The organism is Paenibacillus sp. CECT 9249 (assembly GCF_918697855.1).
GTDB lineage: Bacteria > Bacillota > Bacilli > Paenibacillales > Paenibacillaceae > MSJ-34.
This window is the reverse complement of record NZ_CAKKLI010000023.1, coordinates 1-24,829: the sequence shown is the minus strand read 5'-3', so window position 1 is coordinate 24,829 and position 24,829 is coordinate 1. Positions and strand designations below refer to the sequence as shown.

Sequence of the window (24,829 nt, the reverse complement as noted above, 5' to 3'; positions counted from 1 at the left end):
AACCTCCATTAAATCAAACTTATGGCTTCAATGTTAACTGTTCCGCAATCGGACCGAGTACGAGACTTGGAAAGAACGTCAACGCACCAACGATCAGCACAGCGGCCAAAAATACTACGGCGAACAAACCTGTGTCTGTCCGGAAGGTGCCTGTTGTTTCCGGCGCCGGCTTCTTGGCGGCAAGCGAAGCGGCTACTGCAAGCAAGGCGACAATGGAGAAGAAACGGCCCACGTACATCACGATTCCTGTCGTAATGTTCCAGAACAACGTATTATCGCCCAACCCTTCATACCCGGAACCGTTGTTGGCCGCAGACGAGGTATATTCATACATCGCTTGCGTTAAGCCGTGAAAGCCCGGATTGGAGATGGTATCGGGATAGCTGAACAGCGCGACAGCTGTTGGAACCAGAATTAGAAAAGGCGAAACCAACATCGTGACGGCAATCAGCTTCATTTCCTTGCCTTCCAGTTTTTTACCCAGAAATTCCGGTGTACGACCTACCATCAAGCCCGATAGAAACACACCGATCATGGCGTACATCAGTACGTTCATAAAGCCGGCCCCGACACCGCCGAATGCGGTATTCAGCATCATGTTGGCGATGGCGATCATACCGCCAATTGGCGTTAACGTATCATGCATCGTGTTCACCGCCCCCGTTTCCGAGGCTGTGGTGACGACGGAGTATAACGATGACTGCGCCAGACCGAATCGGACTTCCTTGCCTTCCATGCTCCCTTGATTATGCTGAATACCGAGCGCGTTCAAAGCAGGGTTGCCGGCATTCTCGGCTGTCAGCGAAACGCCTAGCAAAACAATAAAAAGCGTGGCCATGGAAACAAACAGCACTCGTCCTTGCTTGGCATTCCCAACCATCTTCCCGTATGCAAACGGCAGGGATGTCGTAAGCAGCATCATCAGCAAGATTTGGATCAGATTGCTGATCGCATTGGGATTTTCAAACGGGTGGGCCGAGTTGACGCCCATAAATCCCCCGCCGTTATTCCCAAGCTCTTTAATCGACAAGAACGAACCCATCGGGCCCCTGGCAATCGTTTGTTCTCCGCCCTGAAGCGTTTGAGCGACCGCCGCGGGTTCCAGCGTTTGCGGAACCCCCTGCGCAATTAGAATGAATGCCGTGACAAAGGCAATCGGCAGCAAAACCCGCGTAATGGCGCGAGTCATATCGACGAAAAAGTTGCCTAGCGGCTTGCCCGCCAGCCCGCGCATAAAAGCGAACACCGCGGCAAGCGCAGTGGCCGGAGCCGTAAACATCATAAAAACGATGGCAATCATTTGCGACAAATACGATAATCCGCTCTCACCGCTGTAGTGCTGCAAATTCGTGTTGGTCATAAAACTGATCGCCGTATTGAACGCAAGACTTGGGTCCATATTGGCAATGCCGGCCGGATTCAACGGCAAATACGCCTGTGTTCGGAACACGAGATAAACGAGCAAGATCATGACGGTATTGCTGACCACTAATGTCGCGGCGTATTTCCGCCAGGTTTGATTCTCTTGGCGAATGCCTCCGATGGCATAAATCAATTTTTCCAATGGACCGTAAAATCGATCGAGTCCTGACTGGTTATAATCAAAAGCTTTGGCCATATATAGTCCGGTGGGCCGAGCCAGCAGCAGCACCGGCAATAATGTAACAACAATGGCAATGATTCCGGCCATATCACGATACTCCTTCCTAAAAACAAGCGGATTTAGAATTTCTCCGGTTTAACCAAAGCGTAAACCAGATAGACAAACATGAAGATTGCGACGATCCCCAGCGCCCACATCATGCTTCCCCACGTCCTTCCTCGACAACCTTGCCTGCCCAACCGGCAAGGCCAATCATGGATGCGGCCAGTGCAGCCGCCAAGGCAATCATTCCGATATCCAGCATACATTCATGCCTCCTTTTTCAGACTTTACGATTTCTCGTTTTGTCGTCCAGAGACGGCATATTTGAATGTACCTGCAACACCAATTCAAGCTTTGTTCAAACAGGTAAACCTTCCTGATTGGCATCTCGGGTATCATCGGTGCGCGACTTTCTTTTGCATTCACCATTAGAATATGCTTGACTCCGATTTCCTCCAGAACTTGCTTTTCGGTTTTATTGTTCGTCAATGCAGCATATGGCATTTCTTTCATCGCCAACGTCCGCAAAAATGCTTGGCCGCCTTCCGTCGGCGCTGAAACGAGAAAATAATCGTCTTGAATCATCACGCGTGTCCCTCCTGTCCATAAACGGGGAGGCAACAAAAAAGAAGCTGACGAAAAGAGGTCGCTTTTCATCAACTTCCAAGACACAGCGAATAAACCGTGTCTGGTTTTGATAAATGTTGCCTCTCCTATGTCGCTTACGAGGTTAGCTGACGGATTCGGGCGGTGAGAGTCGCCCTACCTGCCAACGAGTCGAATCTCGGTGGCAGGATTCACCCCGCGCGAATGCTCGCTCTCACACAAGCTTCCGCAATTGGTTCCCCCGTTTGCCTGAAAGGCAATTCAGCGAATAAAACGGTGAATCATTGAATTCATGAATCGTATGTTACGCCGAATGCAAAAAATTGTAAAGCCATGCACGGCGGGTATTGGTGTAAATTTTATTGTCTAATTGCAATTGAATGCTTCATCGCTCGGGATCTTCCTTTTCCTCCCTTTTACTCTTGTTTTCTTTCATTTTCAAGATTTTTACGGAACTTTTACCCCCGGATAACGTTTCTTTTACGCTTTATTTACAGTACGCTTATGGTAAAAGTGATTCATCATTGATATGGGAGGCACAGACCATGACAAAGTCCCTTTCAAAATTCGACTGGCATCCTTACATCATTTCCGTACTGCTTATCGCCGGGATGACGATCCTGTTAAAGCCATTTGGTATCGCGTTTGAAACGACCAATATTGCACTGATCTTCTTACTCCCCGTTCTTTTGAATGCCGCAGTTTGGGGACTGCGGCCGGCATTCTTTGCAGCCTTGCTCGGCTTGTTGTCCTTTGATTTCTTTTTTGTGCCGCCGGTAATCAGTTTCACGGTCGCAGATTTAAGGTATTTGATATCCTTTGCCGTTTATTTGGCGGTCGCGGTTATAACAGCCAGTTTGGCAGCGCGGCTTAAACAACAAGTGCTTTATTCCAAGCAAAAAGAAAAGCAAACCGCTACGCTCTATGCGCTCAGTAAACAGATCGGTTCTGCCGTCGATATGCCATCATTGCTGGACCGTTTTACCCGGCAGCTATCTGAAACCCTGAAAATGGACGTCACGATCTATCTGGTTGAAAACAACAATGAGCTTACGCTCGCCCGTCGTTCCAGCCCATTTGCCCATCATGTGCAGGAACAAGCCGAGCTTGCTCTTGCTAAACGCGTTTACAAACAAGGTAAGCCATTGGAAAAAGGAATCTCCCATACGGGCGGACTCATCGGGCACTTTATCCCTCTTCAGATCGAGGAACACCGATTCGGAGTTATGGTTCTTATTTCCCAGCGCGAGAGAAGCGAAACCTTACCGGAACAAGCCTTGTTGTTTGAAGCGGTTGGCGGACTGGCGGCCAGTGCGGTCGCACGCGTCAAGTTCGAGGAAGAGGCAAAACTGGCTCATCTGACCGCCGAATCCGAGCGGCTTCGCATCGCCATTCTGAATTCCGTCTCGCATGAGCTCCGTACTCCGCTCGCAGCCATTATCGGTTCGGCAACGGGGCTGATCGATGGCGAGAAACTGTTTACCGCCGAGCAACGAATGGAACTTCTTGTCACCATTCGGGATGGCGCGCTTCGTATGAATCGGTTGGTTTTGAATTTGCTGGGTATGGCCCGGCTCGAAGGCGGCATGCTTACATTACGGAAAAATGAATGCGAAATGGAGGAAATCATCGGCTCGACTTTAATGCAGTTGAAAGGCTACCAGGAGCATCGCACGATTCGCCTTGACCTGCCCGATGAGATCCCCATCGTTCTTGGCGATGAAGCTCTGCTCGAGCAAATGCTAATCAATGTGCTCAGCAATGCGATCAAATATAGCCCAGATCATAGTGAGATCGTCTTGTCTGTCAAGGTAGACAGCGAATTCGCCCAACTATCTGTTGCCGATCAAGGAATCGGGCTGAAGGAAGATGAATTGGAACGCATTTTTGAAAAGTTTTACCGTTCCGAACAAACCGGGCAGCTCACGGGAACGGGCTTGGGGCTGGCCATCAGCAAAGGGATCGCGGAATTGCATGGGGGAACCATCTCCGCAAAGCCTAACGAGCCAAAAGGAGCGATCATAACAATATCCCTTCCGCTTGACCAAGATAACCAATATGCCACCAATTAATAGGAGGACGTGACGAATGATGAACCATGAACATAACATTCGAATTCTTGTTGTGGAAGACGACTCCCAGATACGGAAATTGCTCAAAGTGACGCTGCAAGCTCATAAATACACCGTATATGAAGCGTCAACCGGGGAAGAGGGAATAGAGCAAGCTTCTCTTGACGCTCCGGATCTCATGATACTCGACTTGGGATTGCCGGATCAATCCGGCCTGGTTGTACTAAGGCGAATTCGGGAATGGTCCAATTTGCCTGTAATCGTCCTTACTGCAATTGACCGGGAGGCGGATAAAATCATTGCGCTGGATAACGGGGCTGACGATTATGTGACCAAACCATTCGGGATGGGAGAGCTTGTGGCGCGGATTCGCGTAGCGCTTCGACACTCGGCCGGGTCCCAAGAAGAGCCCGTCCTGCACCATGGAGAACTGATGATCAATGTTGCGCAAAGAAGTGTGGAATTGAAGGGAGAACCGATCAAGCTATCTCCGACGGAGTTTGATTTGTTGAAAATTCTAGCCTTTAATGCTGGAAGAGTCATTACGAAAAGCCAATTGTTGAAACAAGTTTGGAACGAACACGACGATTCCAATCGGCATTATTTGCGCATATACATCGGGCACTTGAGGAAGAAGCTTGAAGACAATCCTGCGGAACCAAAATACATTGTAACAGAACCCGGCGTTGGATATCGCTTTCTCGCCGCTGAATGACCGCGAACGTTTTCGAATGTTGTATAGGGCAAGCTTAACTTTCAAACTGACACAATCAGAGATGGAACAAGCGAATGAATGTGTTACTATCCTGAACAATTCAGGCATGCCGTGTTTGAGGAATGTTTCGCTTCCGTCTAAAGGGTATGTTAAAATATACCAAGTGGAGGTGTGTTGGTATGGAACACTTAAAGGAAATTTTGAAGAAATGTAAATATTCGTACGAGTTGATGAAACATGAAAGGGCAATTCTTTCGGCACAAGACGGTGCAGACTATTTTGGAATCGAAATTGGACAAACAGCCCCGACATTAATCATAAATACCGATAAAGGATTCTTTGCGGTCGTTGTGTCTGGGAGTCGCGGGAAAGTCAATTTTGATGAATTAGCCGAAATATTGGAGTGTAGTGAAGTTAAATTAGCATCAGGCAAAGAAGTTAAGAAAGCAACAGGATTTGAAGTAGGTAGCATTCCTTTAATTGGTCTAAACTTACCTTTCGTTATAGATAAAAACCTGTACCATTACCCATTCATTTATGGAGGTACTGGCGAGCGAACGTACACACTAAAAATACAACCTCAAGCATTGGAAGAATTAAATCACGTTGAAGCGGTTCTTCTTTAATCATCTGAAAATGCTGCCCGTTCCTGAATGCAGCATCATCTAGGAACGGGCAGCATTAATTAGCATTACTAAACACGCTCATGGCTTATCTTCCGCCCGTTTCTTCCACCCTGTCGCGCTCAACAGAATCGGTTAGTCTTCCGTCTTTCATACGGATGACACGATCTGTTGCTGATGCAACTATCGGGTCATGCGTGACGATAACGATGGTCACTTGCTTATCTGCATTGATCTTGCGCAGCAGAGTTACGATCGCTTCCGATGTCACAGTATCCAAAGCTCCGGTAGGCTCATCAGCCCAGATGACGCGAGGATTATGGACAATAACGCGGGCAATTGCAACCCGCTGGGCTTGTCCTCCGGACAGTTCATGCGGCATGGCCTTCAACTTATCCGATAGCATGACATCTTCGAGTGCCGCCTTAGCAGCTTTGTGGGCAACTGACCTCTGAGCGCCCTGACTGATAAGCGGCAATGCCACGTTATCAATGACATTCAACACAGGAATCAGATTGTATTGCTGATAGACAAAACCCATCGACGTCAGCCTGAGCGCGGAGACATCTTTTTCGCTCATTTGGTGTATCGCTTGCTTGTCGAACCAAATCTCGCCACTGTCGGCCGGCTCAATACCCGACAGCGTATAAAGCAACGTGGACTTGCCACAACCGGATGGCCCCATAATGCTTACCATCTCGCCCCTATGGATGTGTAAATCCACCCCTGATAATGCGACCGTTTGTGGAGTCGCTGCCATGCCGTAGTTCTTATGAACAGCTTTGGCTACAATCATGATCTAGAAACCTCCTCCCATGTTACTCTGTCCGACTGATCTGTAAACGTCTTAATCCGGCTGTGCTGAATCGGTTGAACAACCAGATGAAGATCAGCAATCCGATGACGAGACCGGCCACGTTCAGATAAGGGAACGAAAACTCAACACCCATCCACGCCAGACGCATCAGCATCTCCGAACCGAGCCTTCCAACCACAATACCGCTAATCAACCCAACGATCCCAATCAGACAACCCTCTACGATAAAAATCTGTCTCAACGACTTGTGACTTACCCCCATCTGCCATAACATAACCATATGCGGAGCCCGCTCCTGTACCGAGCGAATCTGAATCACATACATGCCGAGCAAGGCCATAAGCATCATGAATGACATAATGTAAGAGAACAGCGTGAATTCGGCTTTCACAATCGTCGTAATGATTTTCAGTTCCTCACCAGGCGTACTCACCGTAACACCAGCTGTTTTTGTAAAATGATACTTCAGCGTCTTTATAGGATCTGCCGCCGTCACATCTGTATCAGTAAGCTGCAATAGCGCATAGCCTTTGGGCTCTCCAGGGTGCTTATAAGCGCCGTTTGCACTATATTTATTGTAAAGTTCGTTAGAAACTATAAATACCCTGCCATTTAAGGGGTTAGCGTCACCAATGGCAAATGTTCCCGCTATCGTGACCACTTCCTCTCCAATCAGGTTCTCCTCCTTGCCTCCGCCTTTCAGTAAGCGAAGCGGAATCTGATCGCCTGCCTGGTATGTACCTTCCAATTTATCATCCACGAGAACGACAGACGCTTGATTCTTCATGGCCTGAAATACTTCTGCATCGCTCTGAAATTGCGGCGCGCGGGAGGTGAGCGGTAATTGGTAACCTTCCCCTAGCCACTTTCCCCACACAACTTGCGAATATGCCCATTTGTTATCATTTGTAGGGGTTACTTCGGTAAGTTCAAGTGTATTGTCGGGAGATGAAACTCTTATTCTGTACGTATCCACGTAGGAAACCCCATGGACAATTTCTCGCACTTCATTCATATTGCCGGTCAGCTTATCTTTTTCCCGTTCATCAACATAAGACATATAGGCGTCGGTAGCCATAAAAGAATCTCTCTTGTTTGCAGCGGCAAAATCTTCAACATTGGAAGCGAAGCTTATCATCACAATCAAACAGCAGGATAATACCGTAAACAACAAAACGATGCCGAACGAACGACCAAACCGCAGATGCGGGTACTGCGTACCTAACGTAACAGCCAGACGATCCAGCCATCGATGCGGCAAAATAGAGGCCGCCCGTTTCATCCAAGGTACAAGGAGAAACATCAGATAGGCAGTTGTTAGCACTCCAACAAGCCAGCTTATAATCGAACCGAATACATTTGCATTAAGCCCATCGTTAGCAGTAAGCTCCTCCGTGGCGGAATAATTGAAATAAATGTAAGCCACTATGACAAGGAGACTGCCAAGAATTTTGAGCAGACGCTTCTGTGCCGGTTTCACACGATTATCCTCCTTGCCCATTAGGTGCAGAATGGAGGTGCGCTTAATGAAACGCCCGACAAAACAAGCGAGAAGCAAGAAAATAACAAACATGGTTAATGCAATCCCACATGTTGCCTTCACATCCACGTAGGGTTGGATGGGATAGGTGTAAGCGGCATATTGTTCCAGTAATTGTTCGATATAAAATACATTAGCAGACAGCAAGCCAAAACCGAGTACATTTCCGAGAACAACTCCCGAGATGGTAGTGACCGCACACAATAACGCACACTCACTCAAGTAGATGACAAAGCAGTTGCGGTTACTAAGTCCAAGCGATCGAAGCACGCCAAGATAATATTTGCGCCTTTCTTTCAAAATATTGAACAGTTGCGCCAATAGCAGAATGCCAGCGAACAAAGAAACAGCGACAAAAAACAAAAATGGAGGCGTGAAAATACCCTGCACCAGCGACATATGAGCTAGCGCTTCTTTTTTGATTGCTCTCTCCGTGAGATCCGTAAAGAAGGAAGTGCCCGGTAATGCTGAATACATCTTGTCCGTCGCTAGTAACATACTGTGTGCGCTTGCTTCCGGAACGCCGAATAGCTGATGCGCAAGCCTGTCCGAGAGAATAATAGTCCCTTGCGCCCGCATGGTTCCGCGAAAACCTGTTAATCCGCGCTCCTCTACTATGTCACGAATCGTTACAGGCACTCCTTGCCCGGCAAACGAGATGATCATCGTTTCGCCAACACGAAGTTCCAGCCGCTGTGCTAGCGGAACCGATACAATCGCTTCTTCTGTTGTCAGGGGATCAGTAGACCATAGCGGTTGCTTGGGTTCTAATTGCTGTGCCTGCTGAAAATCAAATCCTAACGCGACAATGCTATCTTCCCTGGCTTCATCATTATTCCCGCTGTGCACGGAAACCAACTTGGACACGTAGGGAAGACTGGCAATATTTCTGGCTTGAAGCTTCGTCTTGACATCTTTAATCTGAGCCTCGGTCAAATCAAGTCCGACACGTGAATAAATCTCCGAACCAATTACACCAAAATGTTTTTCTTCCCATTGTGATTTACTATGTGTAATCGATGAAATGACAAAGTAACAAGAAAAAATCAGAATGACACCGATAGACCCCATGCATACGGTGAGCAGCGTTTGCCGTATTTGGGCTATGAAATTTCTGGCTCCCATTTTCCAAAATATTCCTATAATAGCACCAACTTTCTCTTAGGGGAGCTTATAATCTTCGTCCCCTTAGTCCAGACACAAATCGTAAATCTAAAGATGCTCTTATGTATTCCGTAGGGTTATTTGACATGTTTTCGTGAACCAATCTCTTGAGTTAGGATCGACTGGTTTATCCCACCATGCTCGGTGACGGCATGCGCATTAACACGAACACGTCACCGAACGGCAGGGGGTATTGGGGGTGCAGGAATTTCAATTGCAACCGCTATCGCTATCATTGTACCCCACTGCTCTCTGTCACAGCCACGGACCGGAGACTATAAACTTCCTGGTCTCTAGTCTGGGTCTCGCGGCGATTGTAGACCAAACAATTTTAGGGTTTTGGAGAAAATCGGCATGCGTAAGTAAATTAAATTTGCATCGTCTATTGTACATGTTGTGTTGATAATGGACAATGCTGCCCGTTCGCTTAAAACCGGTTCAAGCAATCGGCAAATTTAACTTTTTCCCCGCTTTCTGTTAGGACACCAAATGCAGAAACGTTATTTTTGAAGGTATTAATCTCATAATCTTTCAGCAGACTGGATAAGAAAAAATAAAACTTCTGGTGGGCCGGTTGGGTAAAGAATTTGGCATACGCTCTTCTTGAATACCCCAATGGATCCCCAATTTTTCTGACCAATTTGGCACTTGTTAATATTCTGATCACCTTTACTCGTTCATCGACGGACATTCCGTTTGCGGCCAGTCGTTGTATGAAGCGGTTCAAGCCGAATTGTTCCTGATCCCGCTGGATCGGGACCGCGTATGGTACAGATATCACCATATGTTCGGTCGTTTGCTCTATAATCGCTTAACCCGTCAGTATGCCGAAATCGTACCTGAACTGCACCGGCGTGCAAGTGAATGGTTCAGGATCAACGGCTATACTGTGGAAGCGGTCGAACATGCAGTAGCCGCGGTCGATTTCAATACGGCTTGCGAGCTTATTGTACAAGAAGCTTCGGAATTGCTCCGTAATGAAATGCATATGCTGTTGCGCTGGTTCGGACAATTTCCCGAGAACTTGCTTATACATAACCTCGCTGTTCTGTATGCTTGGTCGCTGGCCACGTTCGATCGACTTGAGGAAGCGGAGGACGTCCTCGATCGAGCGGAGCCGTATCTTGATACGGGGGAAACTGAACTCCAATCGCTTAACGGCGAAGATATACTCGGCTATTTCGCGGCTATGCGATGCATGATTTGCTTGGGCCGGAACGAGACAGAGAAAGCGGTTGTTTACGACGAAGAGATCATGAGAAGGCTCGGAGGAGTCGGCAATATTCTGGCAGCCAAATGTTAGTTGCAGCTCACTTAACGTCGCTCCCTTTCCAGGGGATTAACTTAAAACTCAAATTCAAAAGTTTTGCGTTTGTATGCAAATTCAAACCCGAGTTTCCCCCCTAAACGAAGAGACTCCTTATTCGTCTCGAGTGCCGACCAATGCGGGGTTATGCCATTTGCCAGGCAATGCTCCAAATACGCGGCGCACGCCAATGTGGCAAAGCCTTTATTCATGTCTTCGTCGTTATAGGTCTCCACGCTAATCTCATGATCTTGGCCATTCACACAGCAGGAAAGGCATGCGCTAATAATCCTGTTGCCCTTTACCACGCAGTAGCCTAAGCCTTTTGCAAGAAAATCGTCCGTCGAGTGCCAAAATTCGCTTAACACTTCGGAGAGGATTTCTTCCGGATCATTCTCGATCGTCGCTTTGTCCATTCTTCGAACCGCATAACCGACAGGCAACGGTCTAAAGCTGTTCTTGAGCGTATGAAAACGGTCCGCAATGAATGTGTGGTACCACTCAAAATCAATCTCGTATTCCCGATGCGAAATCGCTTTCTCTATCGCTAGCTCCCAAGCCTTATCGCTTGCCACTGCCAGGAAATATGTACCGCCGCATGATTCCAGCGTATCCATCTTCAGTTGGTTGTCGATAAAATCCGGCAGCAAACGAAAAAAGTCCTCGTTCGCATGATCCCCAACAAACATCGAGATCGTTCCGGTAACGTCGATCATTGCCGTGCGCGGATGCTCCGGGTTATCCACGTAAACGGTGCCGCGATTGTTGCCGTTTATAATCGCATGTAGTGTCAGGTCATTTTGCTGCTCGTTTTTCAGCAATGGTTTTATTTTCTCATAATCGGTTTTATCAAGTTTGTAAATCACGTTCGAAGTTCGCTCCTTCTACAGCTTTTTCTTTAGAAAATATTGTTTGATTCCGTCCGGATAGTCGTCCAGAATGCCAAAAACCTCGTAACCCATGTTCTGATAAAAATGCGGAGATTGATAGCTGAAAGTCGATGTATGCGCGAAGACGCAGCCCATTTCCTTGCCGGCCCTTTCGGCCTCCGCGATCATCGCTTTGCCGTAGCCTTTGCCGCGGTAAACATCCGCAATCCAGAACATATCGATATACAAGCAATAGTTGTACGTTTCGCAAAAGATTCCGCCAACCACTTGTCCAGACTTCTCCTTCAAAAATAAATAGACGTCATGCTCCGGTTTTTTGAGCAATCCTTGCGACGCTTTCGCATTGTATTCATACAGTTTGTCCGCTACAAAGTCGTAATGTTTTTCATTGTAGTCGTAACTTATTTTGATCTCGCCGTCTAACCAGACATCTTCCATAAAAGCATCTCCTTCACAAGAGAGACAAAACAGGTTCTAGATTTGTACCGGCCAACCGCAAAGCTTCGGTCTGTAGCCTTCTTGACAAGCAGGAAAGCGCCGCATCGATTCGTTCGCACACCACGACGCAGGGCAAAGGAATGGGATTATTTCGGCGACGCTCCTGCATTAGATTCGGGTCATACATCATTCTCCTATCGTCGGGGGATTCAAGGACTTCGGCCAGCAGCTCGCGGGCACGGTGCAGCCGGGATTTTATCGTGCCTTCCGGGACGCCAAGCCGCCTGGCGATTTTTTTAATGGGAACATCCTCGTAGTAATAAAGCTGGATGACGTTTCGCAGATCGTCCTCTAAATATGCTACCGCTTCTCTCAATTCAATTGCCTCATAAGGAACGTTCGCGGTATGGCAATCCCATTCGGATTGTCCGATGATGCGCACCCGTTTTTGTGCCCGCAGCAACTGGATGCATTCGTTAATCAGAATTCGGGATAGCCATGATTTAAAAAATGCGGGTTCTCTCAAAGTTTCTATACCCCTAAATGCTTTGTAAATCGTTTCCTGTATCGCATCGGCGCAATCCTCGTCGCGATTTAGGTATGTACGTGCCAAGCCATAAAGATTATTCTTATGAGCAATAATTAGCCTGATGAAGGCATCGCTGTCTCCACCCATGGCAAGGCCGACATCCCGCTGAAAGTCGTAAGCAACGGTCACATCGTCAAACCTCCTGTTCCTGTGCTTGATTTTTTGTACTATGAGTTAAGATGTAGAAAGGGGCTCATTGGTTCATCAAAAACTAAAAATTTCAAAGAAATTTAAGAAAGACTCCAATCACACCTTTACTCGATATCGTGCAACTCCATTTTCTCCAATTCTTTCTTCCTTTTCTTTTTCAGATACTCTCTTCCGTTAATCCACATGCCTAATAGAAAAACCAACCCGCCTACAGCGGCTAATATAACGGAGAATGTGATTTCCTTCCCAAATCTTTCGGGTAACCAGATGATGATAAAGACCACATACAAAACGGGTAAGATCGCTCCCCAGTAAACATTTGTTCTTCGAGATAATAAAAATTGAACGACCAGCACTCCAATTGCGATCAACCATCCATATACATGAAACATTAGCCATCCGTCCTCTCATTTTTATATTTGTCGATAATCAATTTTGCGGTTTCTAAACTAAGCCGCTCATCGATGACCAAATTTTTAATCATCGTTACGAACTCTACATCTTCTGTTTTGCTATGCAATTCAATTTTCTGGATTAATTTATCTAACCTAGCCCTTACTGTTGGATAGGAAACATCATAAATTTTTGCGATTTCTTTTAATGACCCGGAATTAATGATAAATTTCCTTATGAATTCAAGGGATTCTTTATCCAGAGCTAATATCCAGGCTGGTACATCTTCACGATTCATCTTTTTCACCCCCTGATAATTAATTATATTAAAACAAATATAAATTTTATTCAATAAAAATTTCATTTAATTTAATTTATGTTCATCATCTTATCGATAAATAGTAAAAGTAAAATTGGTCTACTTCTCGAAACATTTCATCATCGAAATCGTCTTATGTATTGGAAATATTATCTTAACGGTAACAGGAGAGATCGTAATGAAAAAACATTGGCTCAGCATTACAACCGCAATGGTAATCGCATCGGTTGTGGCAGGAACTGTCTTTGCCAACAATCCAATCAAATTAATTGTCGACGGAAATGTCATCAAGACAAGCAGCGCACCTGAAAATATCCGTAACCACGTAATGGTTCCCGTCAAATCGCTTGGCGAGATTATAGGAGCGAAGGTAACCTGGGATGCCAAGCGGCAAGCAGTATTGATTGACACCGGGAAGGAAGAGGAAAAGCTGCGGATCGAGCAGCTGGAGAAAGCCCTTGCTCCCCACTCCGCAAAAGAAGCCGCAGAGTCGTTTATCACTAGCTATAAGACACGCAATGGCGCGCTCTTGCACGCTATTCTCGCTCCGGATATTAGAGACAAAAGAGTTGCCGATGAGGGCGGCTGGGTGATCGGCGTTTCCAGTCCATGGGTGTCAAGCGCTGCGATTCAAAGTGAAAAGCAAGTAAATGCCACTACCGCAGAATTCCTTGTGAACTTCCAAATGGCGACTTCAGAAGGCAGTGAAGGGCCATGGTTGTTGAAAGTGATCGTGAAGAAGTTCGATGACCAGTGGCTAATTACCGACTATGGAGACGCTACCGACAGTAAGGAGCAGCCGCTATCGTTTAATAAACCTAACCAAAAGCTGGATAACGAGACCGTCATCCGGTTCGCAGCCGAAGCGCAAAAGCGTTATTGGCATATTTCTGATGGTGGGAGGATGCCGGATGGCCCGGTGAGTACCTTCAAACCGGAAGGCAGCGAGTTGAACTACCGCTTCTTTGGAGAAGATTTAAACACGAAAGAGAAGCTGCTTGCTTACCTGGAAGAAATATACACAAAAGAAGCAAGCGAGAAATTCGTTCAGGATAAACTGAACGGCAAATCGATAATCGAAATCGCCGGTAAACTGGCACAAGTAGACGCGGATGCCGGCAGTCAGCTGTTCTGGAAGGACGCGACTGTTGTCTCTTCAACGAAGCCGAACGAGCAAACAAATGTTACCTACACACTTAAAGTGCCAGTAGGCGAGGATGGCTTTGAAACCAAAACAATCAGTTTTGTCTACAGCAAAGAGAAAGGCTGGCGTTTGAGCAATTCACCGGAAGCGATTCGTTAAACCCGGTAGATTCGTTGCCCTCATCGTTATATCTTTTCTCATCTAAAAAAATTCATTGACCAATCCTGCCCCAATATCTAGTTCGAAATTCCGCCGCGTAGGCCCGTTCAGGTATTATAACGCCTATGATTGCAGTCCATAAGAAGTCGGCTTCTTATGGACTTTCGCTTTCCGGAAGGGACTCAGTTCCTCCAAACAGGGGGATTACCAGCGTAGCTGACACCACCCGCAAACACATGGATAAAAATGTAAGAACCCTCCTCGTCTGGAGAGTTCTTTTTATGAGTGATTCGTTCAAATAACGTACTCCGTTAGCTTAACGGTTGTTCAGCAGCTAAAGTTATATATTCAACTGGAATAACGATGCCTTGCCCTTTTCGGATTGCTTGCATTACAGGTGCAGTATAATTGTTTTTATATTGGTTTGCAGAAACATATGAATTAACATATGCTTGAGTAACCTCTCTACCCGTACTACAATCATAACCTAGGTTAAGGGGCGTCGACCCTCTTTCATTTAAGTGTTTTCCTTCCAGTACATGTGCGTAATCAGCGATAAAAAGCCCTTTATAATTATAAGGCACCTCAATTCTTAACAAAACATTCCCGATGTATTTCTTTACCATTTCAATTCCTAAGTCACCAAAATAAGGGTTACTTGTTAACCATAATGGAAGAGGCTCAAGGAATCCCTCCGCCAGAAAACTACCAGTAAACTCTTCTGGTGGATTCGGACATACGTCAACCGGACGTCCGGCAAACAGACCGCCGTTTGCAGATAAAATCTGCTCCACTCTGTCTTCCCTTGTGTAATGATAAAAGGCTATTTTGCCGGAAGCAGTGAGTTCAATACCTCCTGGATCAGGCTTATAACCGTAATCGCTTAAACTACGACCTCTGCTATTTAAGAAAATATCCCCTAGCTTCATTCAATCCCACCCCCTTTTTTTCCTCATCAACATTAGGGTACTTGGCAACGACTGAAACTTCAAGACTGCAAAAAATACCCATATAGCGTTATAATAATCCAGTGGATTGTCTTTGTTATGTATTCCTAATTACTCCACTAATCTGCCAGTTTGTTGAGCGAAGAGTTCAATAATGAAAGTCCCATCCAAGAGCATGGGATCAGGTTTTTGTTTTCTCTGAAAGAAATCCACGCAAAATCGCAAAATAGAGGAGATCTGCATAAGTTCTCGACATTTGATATGTATAATGAAAGCTAATATAGATTCATTTTGTAAAAACAATAAAAGGAGGGAATGAGCATATGAAAATGAAACTAGTACACAATGGCATATCTCCTTTATCATTGTCATCGTTATGTCAGTTATCGGCATTTTCCTAATACTCGCAACGCGAGCAGATAATTCCCAAGATGATCTGAACAGGAATCCGGCCAATGGCTTAAGGTGAATTTAGGGATATCCCAGTGTACGTAGGAACGTATCAAAAAGGCCTTCCCGCAGCGCAAGACCCTAATGCATCTGATCGTGAAGAGGATCACGCTGGACGACAGGAAGCACATCGGCAGTGTCGAGCTCTCCTTCAACGAGGAGACCGAAAAGCATTTTTTAAGCTTAGCCCCTTCCGCTGAACCAATAGCGCAAGGGGCTTTTCCTTTATCCTGAGCACTTTGAGCATTCTGTCACCCTGCACATGACAATGTATACTCTGGCTGATTCGCACCGTACTGTACAGATACATCAAAGTCACACCATGCAAACAATATTAATAATTATATGGGTACACAGCAAAAACTTCGCCCTACTTGTGATAAGGTTCTCCGCACGTCACTCACTGGTAAAGCAAAATGACTAAAGGAATCGTCTTCTGTGAACCAGAAGACGATATTCTTAATGCTCTTGCGGTCAGCTTCCACGTGAATTTCCTTAATCAGCGCCCGCAGGAGCGACCGTTTTTCATCATTGGTTGCTTCCTTAAACAAGACCTCGAAATTCTGCAAAGCCTCAATTATTATATCCTTATTGAGGATGACCTTTGACTCTAACTTTTCAATTTCACGCTTAAGATGTGCGATCGATTGCCCGACCTTATTGATTTCATCTTCAATCGCTTCGGATAACCGATTATACAGTGCCGCGCGGATCTCGCCAGCATAATAATCGGAGTCCTGTTTTTTCTGCTTGTCCAGCAACTTCTTAAGACTGGTCTGCTGAATATGCAAATCCTTCTCAAGCTCATCCTTACCTAGAGTCTCTTCACGCTCCAGCCGATTCATGATACCGTCTACGATCTGTTCATCTGCAAGAATCGTCCCAATCCACTTTAACACTTGTTCTTCTACAAGTTCTTTCTTGATTAGGTTCGAACCACATTCCGTCTTGCCCTTAGAGTGGTACGTTTGGCACATATAGTATAAGTGGTAGCCTGAACCGTCCCTCTTCTGCGACTTACTCATCACTGTTCCGGCACCACATACAGGGCAACGCAACAACCCCGTTAATATGAACTCACCTTTAAGATTATTGCTTTGGCTGCTATATTGTTCATTGTTCAGTTTGTTGACAGCTTGAACCTTATTCCACAATTCCATATCTATAATAGCTTCGTGCGCCTCTTGAACAATTGTCGGATCTGACTTGCCCGCCCTTCTTTTGCTACTCCAATCTCTCAATTTCCCCCAACTCATGCTGCCTGTGTACTTCTCATTTACAAGAATCGTCTTTACTGCATTAATACTGAAACTCGATCCCGGCTTGGTCTTTGTTCCCTTTGTTTTCTTGCCCTTTTTGTTTAGCATCGTGGCAATGGTCTTAAACCCTTTACCTTCAGCGCGAAGTTCGAAAATCTCTTTCACAATAGCGGCTTCCTCCGCATTCACGACCAATTTCCCATCAACGGAATCGTAGCCTAAAGTACGACCTCCATTTGTTAAGCCTTCGCTTGCTCGTTTCTCCATTCCTTTTTTTACTCGTCCAACAATCAACCTGCGTTCGTATTCAGCAAATGTTCCCAACAAGGAAATGAACATTTTCCCGGTTTCCGTTGAACTATCAATATCGCATGTACTAATAACCAACTTTTGTCCGCGTGGATGAAGTTCTCGATCAACAAAAGTCAGTACATCCAGATTGCTCCGAGAAATTCGATCCACTGCTATTGCTAATACAATATCAAATTTATGATCTCTTGAATCTCTTAACAACCGCTGCATATCCGGTCGGTTGAAGTCTTTGCCAGAGTAGCCGCCATCATTATAAATCTCGAAAACTTCATAGCCCTTTGAAACGCAATACCCTTTCAAAATTTCTTCCTGAGCACCAAGTGAAAAGCCTTCCTTCTTTTGTTCCTCAGTCGATACACGCAAATACAACGCGGCTTTTGGCTTCCTATTTGCTACCATCATTGTACATTCCTCCATGATTATTAAAATTAGTTTGTGGGCTTCCCAGAATCTGGAAACCCGATAAGTATCAAACAAGGTTACTTCTGTGGCTGCTTCATCGCATAATTTTTAATCAATCCAGCCAGTACACCGATCAACTCTTCTCTCTTCAATTCCTTTTCATCTAAAGTCAGCAGTGTATTACTTTCCAGTCCCTGCGTTCCACAAGAATCAACTTGTGTATAATGATCCATTTCGGTCACCATTCCTTTACAATTTGCTTTACCACCACCCTCTACAGACAAATGCTGTTGTATGTAATAGCATGGTCTGTTAAAGAGAGTCAAGTATAAAAGAACATTTGTTCTCGTTCAATTACACGAAATTTACATATTATTACATTTTTTATTGTTAGATTGTCCTGCAATTATCGCAACTCTTGAGACGAAGCACCCCTAAACAACCAATACAACTCCATTCCTTGAATTACATGAAGTTTTCCGAGCTGTGCTTTAGAAGCCATAAGTTGCATGCGCCTTTCAGCTTCTTCCCGCCGCGCCTCTAATAACCGACTTTCATTGCCCATACGACAATAACTAGCGACTCTCAAACCAGAATTACTAAGAACCCCCATTACGCATTCCTCCAAACAAATGATTAGTTAGGAGCGACTGCCCCTACATAGCTAATAAAACAGCTCACCCATCAAGTGCTGAAAACGGAGGAATCTCCTACTGCTAAAACAAAATGTCTCCCCCTAACGGAGCAACAAGCCCACATAAAAAGACAGGTTAGCGCTAGAGCACCTCAATGAAGTGTCTTCCGCTCACCTGCCATATCACTGACCAGAACCACCAATTATGCAAACCCCACCATACTTTCTAAACGAAACCCATATGACCAACCGCTAGTTTTCAGCCTATACCATCTATAAAACCGATTAATGAATGGTCTAAGAAAATCAAACTGCAATTTTTTACGCTTCCTCCACCAGTTCCTGTTGCTGCAATCGCTTCAACTCTCGATACAGGACTGATTTCGACACCGTAGTCAGTGAAACAATTTCCGAAATCGAATGTGCCTTCGCTTCGTACAGCTTTACTGCTTTTTCCAAAGCCTTCTTATCGGTTTTGGGGCGACCACCGATTCGACCTCTAGCTCTAGCCGAAGCAAGCCCTTCACGCACGCGATCACGCAATGTCTCTCTTTCAAACTCGGAAAGAGCGGCAAGCAATGTCAGCATAAGCTTGCCTGTTGTCGAACTGAAATCAAGCTTCTCCTTATGGCTAATAAATGTGATTCCCCTCTGCTCCCAATCGGACAGCAAAGCCAATAAATCTTTCGAGCTTCTCGATATGCGGCTTAACGATTCCACCACAATGACATCACCCTCGCGAACGATACGCTGTAGTTCCGCCAGAGCCGACCGATCCAAGCGTGCGCCGCTCATCTTATCGATGAAAATATCTGACTCAGGAATGCCGTATTCCTGCATCAGCAGGTCAACCTGCCGATCCTCTACCTGTCCAACTGCCTTGCTGATCCTCACATACCCCCAAACCTTACTCGCCATACCTTATCAGCCTCCTAATGGTTATAAGGAGACTAGAAAAATATCCGATCCTAAAACTTAATCTCAAGGAAAACGGGAAGATTTGTCCCAAACAAATTGCAGGATTTGTGGGAAAAAGCTAACGGGAATATTTTTGCAACACCAACGACCCATCTGGAACCCAAATAACTCGCATTTTTTAGCGGGAGCAGTATCAATAGTTTTTGAACCTCTCAAAGCAAAAGAAAATACCCTTAAAGGGATTCCCGAATCCCCTCAAGGGCAAGCAAATAGGGCGAAACCATAAACACATATTTATGAAGCGCTAGCAACGTTCCATCTTCTCTATATGAAGAATCGGTACTGATACAAACTGACCGCGATGTGAAAGATCAGGGAGTGACATGTACCCCATAGAAGCACTGCTGCTCCAATCCGCCCACTTAGTCATTTCAGCCTTTGTAGGAGTCGTACCAAGCCAGCTAGCAACTACGCCAGTATCGAGCGTAGTCACCAACGGCGGGCGCAAGCCCCCTGTATCACGATAGGTCAACCGTACTTTTTGTCGCTCCAAAGCATTTTTCAACCGCATAGCAAAGCTGTTCACCCCGTAATAAGGGAATATGAAACGCGAACTGCTTACGCCTAAAGTCCTCTTGCTAAGGCGAACCCCATCCACATCCGCGAATAGCCTGACTGTGGCATACGAACCGCTACTTAGCTCTTTGTAACTGGTCGAGAGCTGCTCGGAAAAACGGTCGAACCCTTTTTTACGATCAGTTGGAGCCAATTGATCTTCGTGCGCTCGTAGAATCTCAGGACTCTTGGTCACGAAACTATACTCCCAAAGCCCACCCGATTTTGTCTCTGCTACGCAAAGGGAACTGCCCAGCAAATAGGAGCTAACCAGCGATTCCCGATGGTCATTTACAAAGCCAGCGGGCAACTGGATACCCCCTTGAGCCAAGAATAAGGCTTGGCATTTGGCGATCCAAGTATCAAGCGGCGCCCCATCCAAGCTGATACCCCTCACATCATCCGAACCGATCATCGGCTGTGGATGCGGGCAGTTAAACTTATAGAGACGCTTCCGCTGTTGACCTAACCTGAACAAATAGGCGTGCAACCGATTATTAACGCATGCTCCAGGCAAGAATACATCTATGCCCCTGTACTCAAAGCAAGACGGATGAGAACTTATATCCATGTCCATAACCATACCCCACCTCAATCCTCAAATAGAGTTGGTGCAGAGTAGATGTTAAAATCACGCAACAGAGCTAGCGCCTCATCAGGCGAAAACTCACCTTCCAAACAGCGGAAAAGAATAGAGCGTTCTGTCATATAGCTGCGATCATTATGCGATAGAACGAACAGCAGATGCTCCAGCTTCTGCTGATCTAAGGCATCCAGAACCCGACCGAAGTGGTGATGCGTAAAGCGAAACAAAAGACCAAGTTCTTTGTGACAAGTGCTCAGGTCTACCCCTGAATGCTTTACAGGAACGAACCTATCATGGATCGCACTGATAAACAGATTCGTGTTATAAGCACCTGTTCCCAAGGCAAACTCCCGTTCCGCCGCGACAAGATCACCCGAACGCAACAATTCCAATGCTAGCCCAATACGCTTTTTCAGGCGATTAGCTGCATAGGAGACGGATGCATGAATGGACTTGACCGATACTCCGAATTTTACTGCCGTATCACGGTAGTCGTACCCGTTTTTCAAGAAGTAAGCGAGCTTCTCCCGCGACTTCCCATGTGATAACCAGACATAGCTGTTGGTAAAGGCGACCAGCCGTAAGAGCAAGTCCAGCTTCTTCTCATCTTGGGCGTGATCTTCTCCCTCATCCCATACTGCCAGACGATTCTGTACTTCGCTAACCTCTTCGGCTAGCTCTTTGAAAATCAACATACCTAATTCCTCCCTCTCGCCTCTGGCGAAATTCTGATACAGCAAATGACGAACTCCAAACGAAAAAGCATAATCCGTACCCCTAACTGCCGCGATGGGCGAGAGTAGAGGACTCCGAGAAAAAGTGAAAGCGTACTCCAATAAAACAGCCCTAATATTTGTTTACGGTCATTAGTGCAGGAGGTAATGCAGTGCTACCAAGGCGTTCGGATTTCACGGAAATACAACAAGAACGAAACCGAGATTTTTGTAGGAGTACGCTTTCAGAGTAACGTAGCTGCTACTGCCCTTTCAGATGCCCGGCGGCGAAAAGTTTTCATAAAATGCGATACCCCTGAAAACAAAAATACAATCGCTTGATCTGCATCCAGATTGTATTTTTCAATTGATACCCTATAAGACTGACCGATTAGAATGAGTGATTAGGCGCATACGATCACGATTGGGCGATGACTAGCCTTCTCGCGCCTAGCTGCCAAGCCAAGTCCGGCTTTAAACGGTACCCCTCAGGGGATAAGGAAGGAAAACGATCCGCCAAACTGCCAGAAGAACCATCGAAACTGCGAATTATGTATGCCGACCGCCTCCAAACCATCACTGCCAGCAAAGTTAACTGGCGAAAAAGGTGATGGCTGCATGTATGTGAATGCGCGGCGGGCTAACTACGCCTACCACGTTTAAACTCTACCAGCGACTAATATTGCGCCGCGCAACCGATATTAGCGAAATTATAGGGAAAGTCGCGGGGAGGAAACCAATGTAGGAGGGAAGCGGAGTTGCTCCATTGAGGTGACCTAACCGATTCGTGTTGCACTATTTACAATGTTGCTTCTTTGCTCGATTTTCGGCGTTCCTATGTCCTCTTATATACTTTAACTCAGTTTCACTTTCCCTAAAGTAGAGCCACCTTCACAGGGAAATACAAAATGTGCCTCCCTCATGAGCACAAACAGGAAGCACATTTCGATAGGTTTTAATGGCTTTGATGGTTTTAGAGCCGATATGTAGGTTTTATAAACCAACTGAATGGCTTTAGAACCATTCCTCTACCATGCCGTATAATTAAACTCGGATATCTGGTCTAGAAGGGAAACAGGAACGTCATAGTTAATCCAGAGATATTCATCATTCCTGCGCCGCGCTTCGGAGCTAGACGCTACAAAAACATTCTTGAGGTACAGTTTCCGCCAGCCCGCCGACACAAGTCTGTCATAACAGGGATTGTCATAACCGCTAAGAGCCATCTTTACACCGATTGTTTTTAGCAACAGATCGACTAATCGCTCATGATCATCCAAAGTCCAAGAACGGTCGCCGTAATGATCCTTTAACACCATTTCTTCGGGAGTGTATGGAGGATCAAGATATGCGAACACATCATCCCTGCCATTCAGCAACTTCAATAGTTCGCGGCAGTCTCCACGAGTAACCTCAATATCCTCTAAAGTCGGATAGAACAAGTCCAGTTCCCGAATCCTCTTGAAATACGAACGGAGCCGCTTCTGATCCTTTACGCGCGAGAAATCAAATGTTTCCATATCCGCCGCCCTCGACTGCATGGCGAGAATGAAAGCATAGGCTGCCGAAGTGACGAGATCAAGCCTGAAGTCCGACCCCTGCGACAGCATTCGCGCCTCGTACTCCCGTGCATGCTTGGCACGAAGAAAGATATCTTCGCCTACCCCTAAATCCTCCAGCATCGCCATCAGGTCATACAGGTACTGCTTATCACCAAGACAAGCAAATAGCGAACATAAACCTCTGTCCATATCGTTATAAGAGCGATGCTGGAAAAGAGCGGTCGGGAGATTTAAGAGCATCCTCGCGCCTCCACCGCACAACTCATAGTAGCTACTCAAGCTGTAGGTATTAGCTGCATAGATGATAAGCGGAACGATATTGGAAATTAGCTGAGATTTACCCCCTATATAACTGATAACCGAATGCGGATGCCCGTTATTATACTCTGACCGACTTTCACGCCTAATCACGCCCATCTAACCCCCTCCAGCAAGCTATTCCTGCCCAAGGGCATCGATCCTGAAGATGTAGAAGCGCTTAACTTCTTTGGAGCTAATATTAGGCTTTACAGGCTCCTGTAAGCGGGATTGGCGGCTCAGTTTAAGAAGGAAGCCTTGCTCCCGCCAGCCGCGCGTGATCTCCATAAAACGGACGCTCTTGGTACTACCCTCAAGATTCAAAATATCCAGCAAAGCCTCTGTGGTGATGCCGACCGCATTTCTCCCATACTTTTCGACATACTGTTCCGTGTCAAGTCGTATCCCCGATGAAGCGCCATGCTTATACTCATCGCTACTGATCGTCGGAAAGGCATCAGGATCGCTGAGAACAGCGTCTACAATCATTTCAAATAGCTCCAAACTGTCATCAGTACTGGCAGACCCCTCGATGACCGATAGCAGATTAGGTACACGCCTGAAGATACCGTTTATTTTTAAGTGCTTTACATAATCGATAACTCTGTGAAAATCCGATTTCTCAAGTACACCGAAGACATTCAGATCACGCAGGTATTCATCGAATCTATCCCGAAGATCAATAACCAAGAAACATTTCGAAGCGTTTCCCTCAAGTTTCGTTGTGAAGTTCACCGCATATGTATTCTCCGAATATGACGGATGCTTGCCGTATAAAAGCTCTATTTCCCAGAGATCAGCTACTGGATTCGCCATTTCCTTAGCTTGTACGCTAGCGGCGGCACTGCTGCGCTCCTTGACCAACTGTAACATAAAGATTCTCCCCTCGTTGAATTTATCACACCTCAAGCAACGAGCTCGAAGCTTGTCGATAACCTCTAGGTAAATTCTATCAAAAATATCTGGTAAGGGGAATCCATAATAAAATAGCCGACTCAATGAACCGCTACGTTCAAACTGCTACCAAGCATAAAAATGTCGCGGGAAAGCCAGTTGATCTGCGTCAAAAAGTACCCCTAATAGAGAATACGGATCGGAGGGTTTGGAAGCATGTGCCCATCAGTAACTCCATGAAAAATGCCCGATTTCCTATAAAAGACTGCTATTTTCAAAACCTAACTGACGGCATAGATAAAATATACGCACCGAGCAAATATAACTCGAGATTTTACTAAATGATCACCCGTGAACGAAACGTGCTTCGGCATTTCAGGATACAAATTCTGCCCAAGGAATCAATAACTCAGCGGTACATTCAGTCTGTTCAGTCATAACCACCGGCTTAGCCGGTGGCTTCCATCAGCCCTATAAGGGCATGGTACTAGCAAGCGCCTAAGAAGGCGCACTGAAAGTCTGCCAACCGCGAGCGGTCTCGGTCTTGCCCCTCAAAGGGGCTTTTTTATTTGCCCTTTCCTACCGACTCACCCGTAAACGGGTCGAACAGTTCTTTCATTGTGAGTTGTTCGTAATTCTTATCCTCTGCCAGCTGATTGCGAATGTATTC

25 protein-coding genes, 1 pseudogene and 1 riboswitch are annotated in these 24,829 nt (G+C 46.0%); of the genes and pseudogenes, 6 read left to right on the top strand and 20 right to left on the bottom strand.

All coding sequences use genetic code 11. The features are described 5' to 3' along the window. Positions 1 to 19 precede the first annotated feature (19 nt). Genes kdpA through LQ229_RS16375 form a run of 4 tightly spaced genes read right to left on the bottom strand, consistent with a single transcriptional unit; the run spans position 20 to position 2,230 of the window. On the bottom strand, positions 20 to 1,690 hold the full coding sequence (gene kdpA, locus LQ229_RS16385; protein WP_216538203.1) for a potassium-transporting ATPase subunit KdpA: 1,671 nt from the start codon (positions 1,688 to 1,690) through the stop codon (positions 20 to 22). Positions 1,691 to 1,722: 32 nt separating this feature from the next. After that, positions 1,723 to 1,800 (bottom strand): K(+)-transporting ATPase subunit F, encoded by a 78-nt coding sequence (gene kdpF, locus LQ229_RS27325; RefSeq protein WP_356711054.1) that lies wholly within the window; start codon positions 1,798 to 1,800, stop codon positions 1,723 to 1,725. Next, positions 1,800 to 1,907 (bottom strand): hypothetical protein, encoded by a 108-nt coding sequence (locus LQ229_RS16380; protein WP_230192293.1) that lies wholly within the window; start codon positions 1,905 to 1,907, stop codon positions 1,800 to 1,802. The genes kdpF and LQ229_RS16380 overlap by 1 nt, the downstream gene beginning before the upstream one ends. Then, complete coding sequence (locus LQ229_RS16375) at positions 1,889 to 2,230, bottom strand: hypothetical protein (protein ID WP_230192292.1); 342 nt, start codon at positions 2,228 to 2,230, stop codon at positions 1,889 to 1,891. Before LQ229_RS16375 ends, LQ229_RS16380 begins: the two co-directional genes overlap by 19 nt. 118 nt (positions 2,231 to 2,348) lie before the next feature. Beyond that, a riboswitch (cyclic di-AMP (ydaO/yuaA leader) is annotated at positions 2,349 to 2,528 on the bottom strand. Positions 2,529 to 2,796: 268 nt separating this feature from the next. On the opposite strand from LQ229_RS16375, the gene LQ229_RS16370 reads away from it, so the two are divergent. From LQ229_RS16370 to LQ229_RS16360, 3 genes are all read left to right on the top strand, one after another. Next, the gene (locus tag LQ229_RS16370; protein WP_216538200.1) at positions 2,797 to 4,323 is read left to right on the top strand and encodes an ATP-binding protein; all 1,527 of its coding nucleotides are present in this window, start codon (positions 2,797 to 2,799) and stop codon (positions 4,321 to 4,323) included. A gap of 16 nt (positions 4,324 to 4,339) precedes the next feature. Beyond that, complete coding sequence (locus LQ229_RS16365) at positions 4,340 to 5,038, top strand: response regulator (protein ID WP_216538199.1); 699 nt, start codon at positions 4,340 to 4,342, stop codon at positions 5,036 to 5,038. A 179-nt stretch (positions 5,039 to 5,217) separates the two neighbouring features. Further along, positions 5,218 to 5,664: a YbaK/EbsC family protein gene (locus LQ229_RS16360; protein ID WP_216538198.1), complete on the top strand. Its 447-nt coding sequence runs from the start codon at positions 5,218 to 5,220 to the stop codon at positions 5,662 to 5,664. A gap of 85 nt (positions 5,665 to 5,749) precedes the next feature. Here the strand turns inward: LQ229_RS16360 and LQ229_RS16355 are convergent, their stop codons facing one another. Both LQ229_RS16355 and LQ229_RS16350 read right to left on the bottom strand, forming a co-directional pair. After that, positions 5,750 to 6,457: an ABC transporter ATP-binding protein gene (locus LQ229_RS16355; protein ID WP_230192291.1), complete on the bottom strand. Its 708-nt coding sequence runs from the start codon at positions 6,455 to 6,457 to the stop codon at positions 5,750 to 5,752. A 22-nt stretch (positions 6,458 to 6,479) separates the two neighbouring features. Further along, positions 6,480 to 9,089 (bottom strand): FtsX-like permease family protein, encoded by a 2,610-nt coding sequence (locus LQ229_RS16350; RefSeq protein WP_230192290.1) that lies wholly within the window; start codon positions 9,087 to 9,089, stop codon positions 6,480 to 6,482. An 802-nt stretch (positions 9,090 to 9,891) separates the two neighbouring features. On the opposite strand from LQ229_RS16350, the gene LQ229_RS16345 reads away from it, so the two are divergent. Beyond that, entirely contained in the window at positions 9,892 to 10,485 is a 594-nt protein-coding gene (locus LQ229_RS16345; RefSeq protein WP_230192289.1) for a hypothetical protein, read from the top strand. A 41-nt stretch (positions 10,486 to 10,526) separates the two neighbouring features. Here LQ229_RS16345 and LQ229_RS16340 read toward each other — a convergent pair whose 3' ends face one another. The 5 genes from LQ229_RS16340 to LQ229_RS16320 form a co-directional block, all read right to left on the bottom strand. Continuing rightward, positions 10,527 to 11,354 carry a GNAT family N-acetyltransferase gene (locus LQ229_RS16340; RefSeq protein WP_216538194.1) on the bottom strand — a complete coding sequence of 276 codons (828 nt, stop codon included), beginning with the start codon at positions 11,352 to 11,354 and terminating at the stop codon, positions 10,527 to 10,529. A gap of 18 nt (positions 11,355 to 11,372) precedes the next feature. Beyond that, positions 11,373 to 11,816, bottom strand: coding sequence for a GNAT family N-acetyltransferase (locus LQ229_RS16335; RefSeq protein ID WP_230192288.1), 444 nt, complete (start codon positions 11,814 to 11,816; stop codon positions 11,373 to 11,375). A 13-nt stretch (positions 11,817 to 11,829) separates the two neighbouring features. Continuing rightward, a complete protein-coding gene (locus tag LQ229_RS16330) occupies positions 11,830 to 12,534 on the bottom strand; it encodes a sigma-70 family RNA polymerase sigma factor (RefSeq protein ID WP_230192287.1) in 705 nt (234 codons plus the stop codon). A 125-nt stretch (positions 12,535 to 12,659) separates the two neighbouring features. Then, positions 12,660 to 12,947, bottom strand: coding sequence for a hypothetical protein (locus LQ229_RS16325; RefSeq protein WP_230192286.1), 288 nt, complete (start codon positions 12,945 to 12,947; stop codon positions 12,660 to 12,662). Then, positions 12,947 to 13,246: a DUF2089 family protein gene (locus tag LQ229_RS16320; protein ID WP_216538192.1), complete on the bottom strand. Its 300-nt coding sequence runs from the start codon at positions 13,244 to 13,246 to the stop codon at positions 12,947 to 12,949. The genes LQ229_RS16325 and LQ229_RS16320 overlap by 1 nt, the downstream gene beginning before the upstream one ends. A gap of 199 nt (positions 13,247 to 13,445) precedes the next feature. Here LQ229_RS16320 and LQ229_RS16315 point away from each other — a divergent pair, with 199 nt between their 5' ends. Further along, positions 13,446 to 14,570, top strand: coding sequence for a DL-endopeptidase inhibitor IseA family protein (locus tag LQ229_RS16315; protein ID WP_230192285.1), 1,125 nt, complete (start codon positions 13,446 to 13,448; stop codon positions 14,568 to 14,570). 311 nt (positions 14,571 to 14,881) lie between these two features. Here the strand turns inward: LQ229_RS16315 and LQ229_RS16310 are convergent, their stop codons facing one another. Continuing rightward, positions 14,882 to 15,499 (bottom strand): hypothetical protein, encoded by a 618-nt coding sequence (locus LQ229_RS16310; protein WP_230192284.1) that lies wholly within the window; start codon positions 15,497 to 15,499, stop codon positions 14,882 to 14,884. A gap of 552 nt (positions 15,500 to 16,051) precedes the next feature. Here LQ229_RS16310 and LQ229_RS16305 point away from each other — a divergent pair. Further along, positions 16,052 to 16,201, top strand: a complete 150-nt coding sequence (locus tag LQ229_RS16305) for a hypothetical protein (protein WP_230192283.1) — start codon at positions 16,052 to 16,054, stop codon at positions 16,199 to 16,201. Positions 16,202 to 16,308: 107 nt separating this feature from the next. On the opposite strand, the gene LQ229_RS16300 is transcribed toward LQ229_RS16305, so the two are convergent. The 8 genes and pseudogenes from LQ229_RS16300 to LQ229_RS16265 form a co-directional block, all read right to left on the bottom strand. Then, the gene (locus LQ229_RS16300; RefSeq protein ID WP_230192282.1) at positions 16,309 to 17,940 is read right to left on the bottom strand and encodes a recombinase family protein; all 1,632 of its coding nucleotides are present in this window, start codon (positions 17,938 to 17,940) and stop codon (positions 16,309 to 16,311) included. A 77-nt stretch (positions 17,941 to 18,017) separates the two neighbouring features. Beyond that, positions 18,018 to 18,185, bottom strand: a complete 168-nt coding sequence (locus LQ229_RS16295) for a hypothetical protein (RefSeq protein ID WP_230192281.1) — start codon at positions 18,183 to 18,185, stop codon at positions 18,018 to 18,020. A gap of 710 nt (positions 18,186 to 18,895) precedes the next feature. Further along, entirely contained in the window at positions 18,896 to 19,492 is a 597-nt protein-coding gene (locus tag LQ229_RS16290; RefSeq protein WP_216538188.1) for a recombinase family protein, read from the bottom strand. Between the two features lie 304 nt (positions 19,493 to 19,796). Continuing rightward, a complete protein-coding gene (locus tag LQ229_RS16285) occupies positions 19,797 to 20,684 on the bottom strand; it encodes a hypothetical protein (protein ID WP_230192280.1) in 888 nt (295 codons plus the stop codon). Positions 20,685 to 20,698: 14 nt separating this feature from the next. Next, positions 20,699 to 21,388, bottom strand: a complete 690-nt coding sequence (locus LQ229_RS16280; RefSeq protein WP_216538186.1) for a hypothetical protein — start codon at positions 21,386 to 21,388, stop codon at positions 20,699 to 20,701. A 1,046-nt stretch (positions 21,389 to 22,434) separates the two neighbouring features. Beyond that, on the bottom strand, positions 22,435 to 23,385 hold the full coding sequence (locus LQ229_RS16275; RefSeq protein WP_216538185.1) for a DNA adenine methylase: 951 nt from the start codon (positions 23,383 to 23,385) through the stop codon (positions 22,435 to 22,437). A gap of 18 nt (positions 23,386 to 23,403) precedes the next feature. After that, entirely contained in the window at positions 23,404 to 24,138 is a 735-nt protein-coding gene (locus LQ229_RS16270) for a hypothetical protein (protein WP_216538184.1), read from the bottom strand. Positions 24,139 to 24,724: 586 nt separating this feature from the next. Continuing rightward, a pseudogene (locus LQ229_RS16265) lies at positions 24,725 to 24,829 on the bottom strand (IS200/IS605 family transposase); the annotation flags it as partial.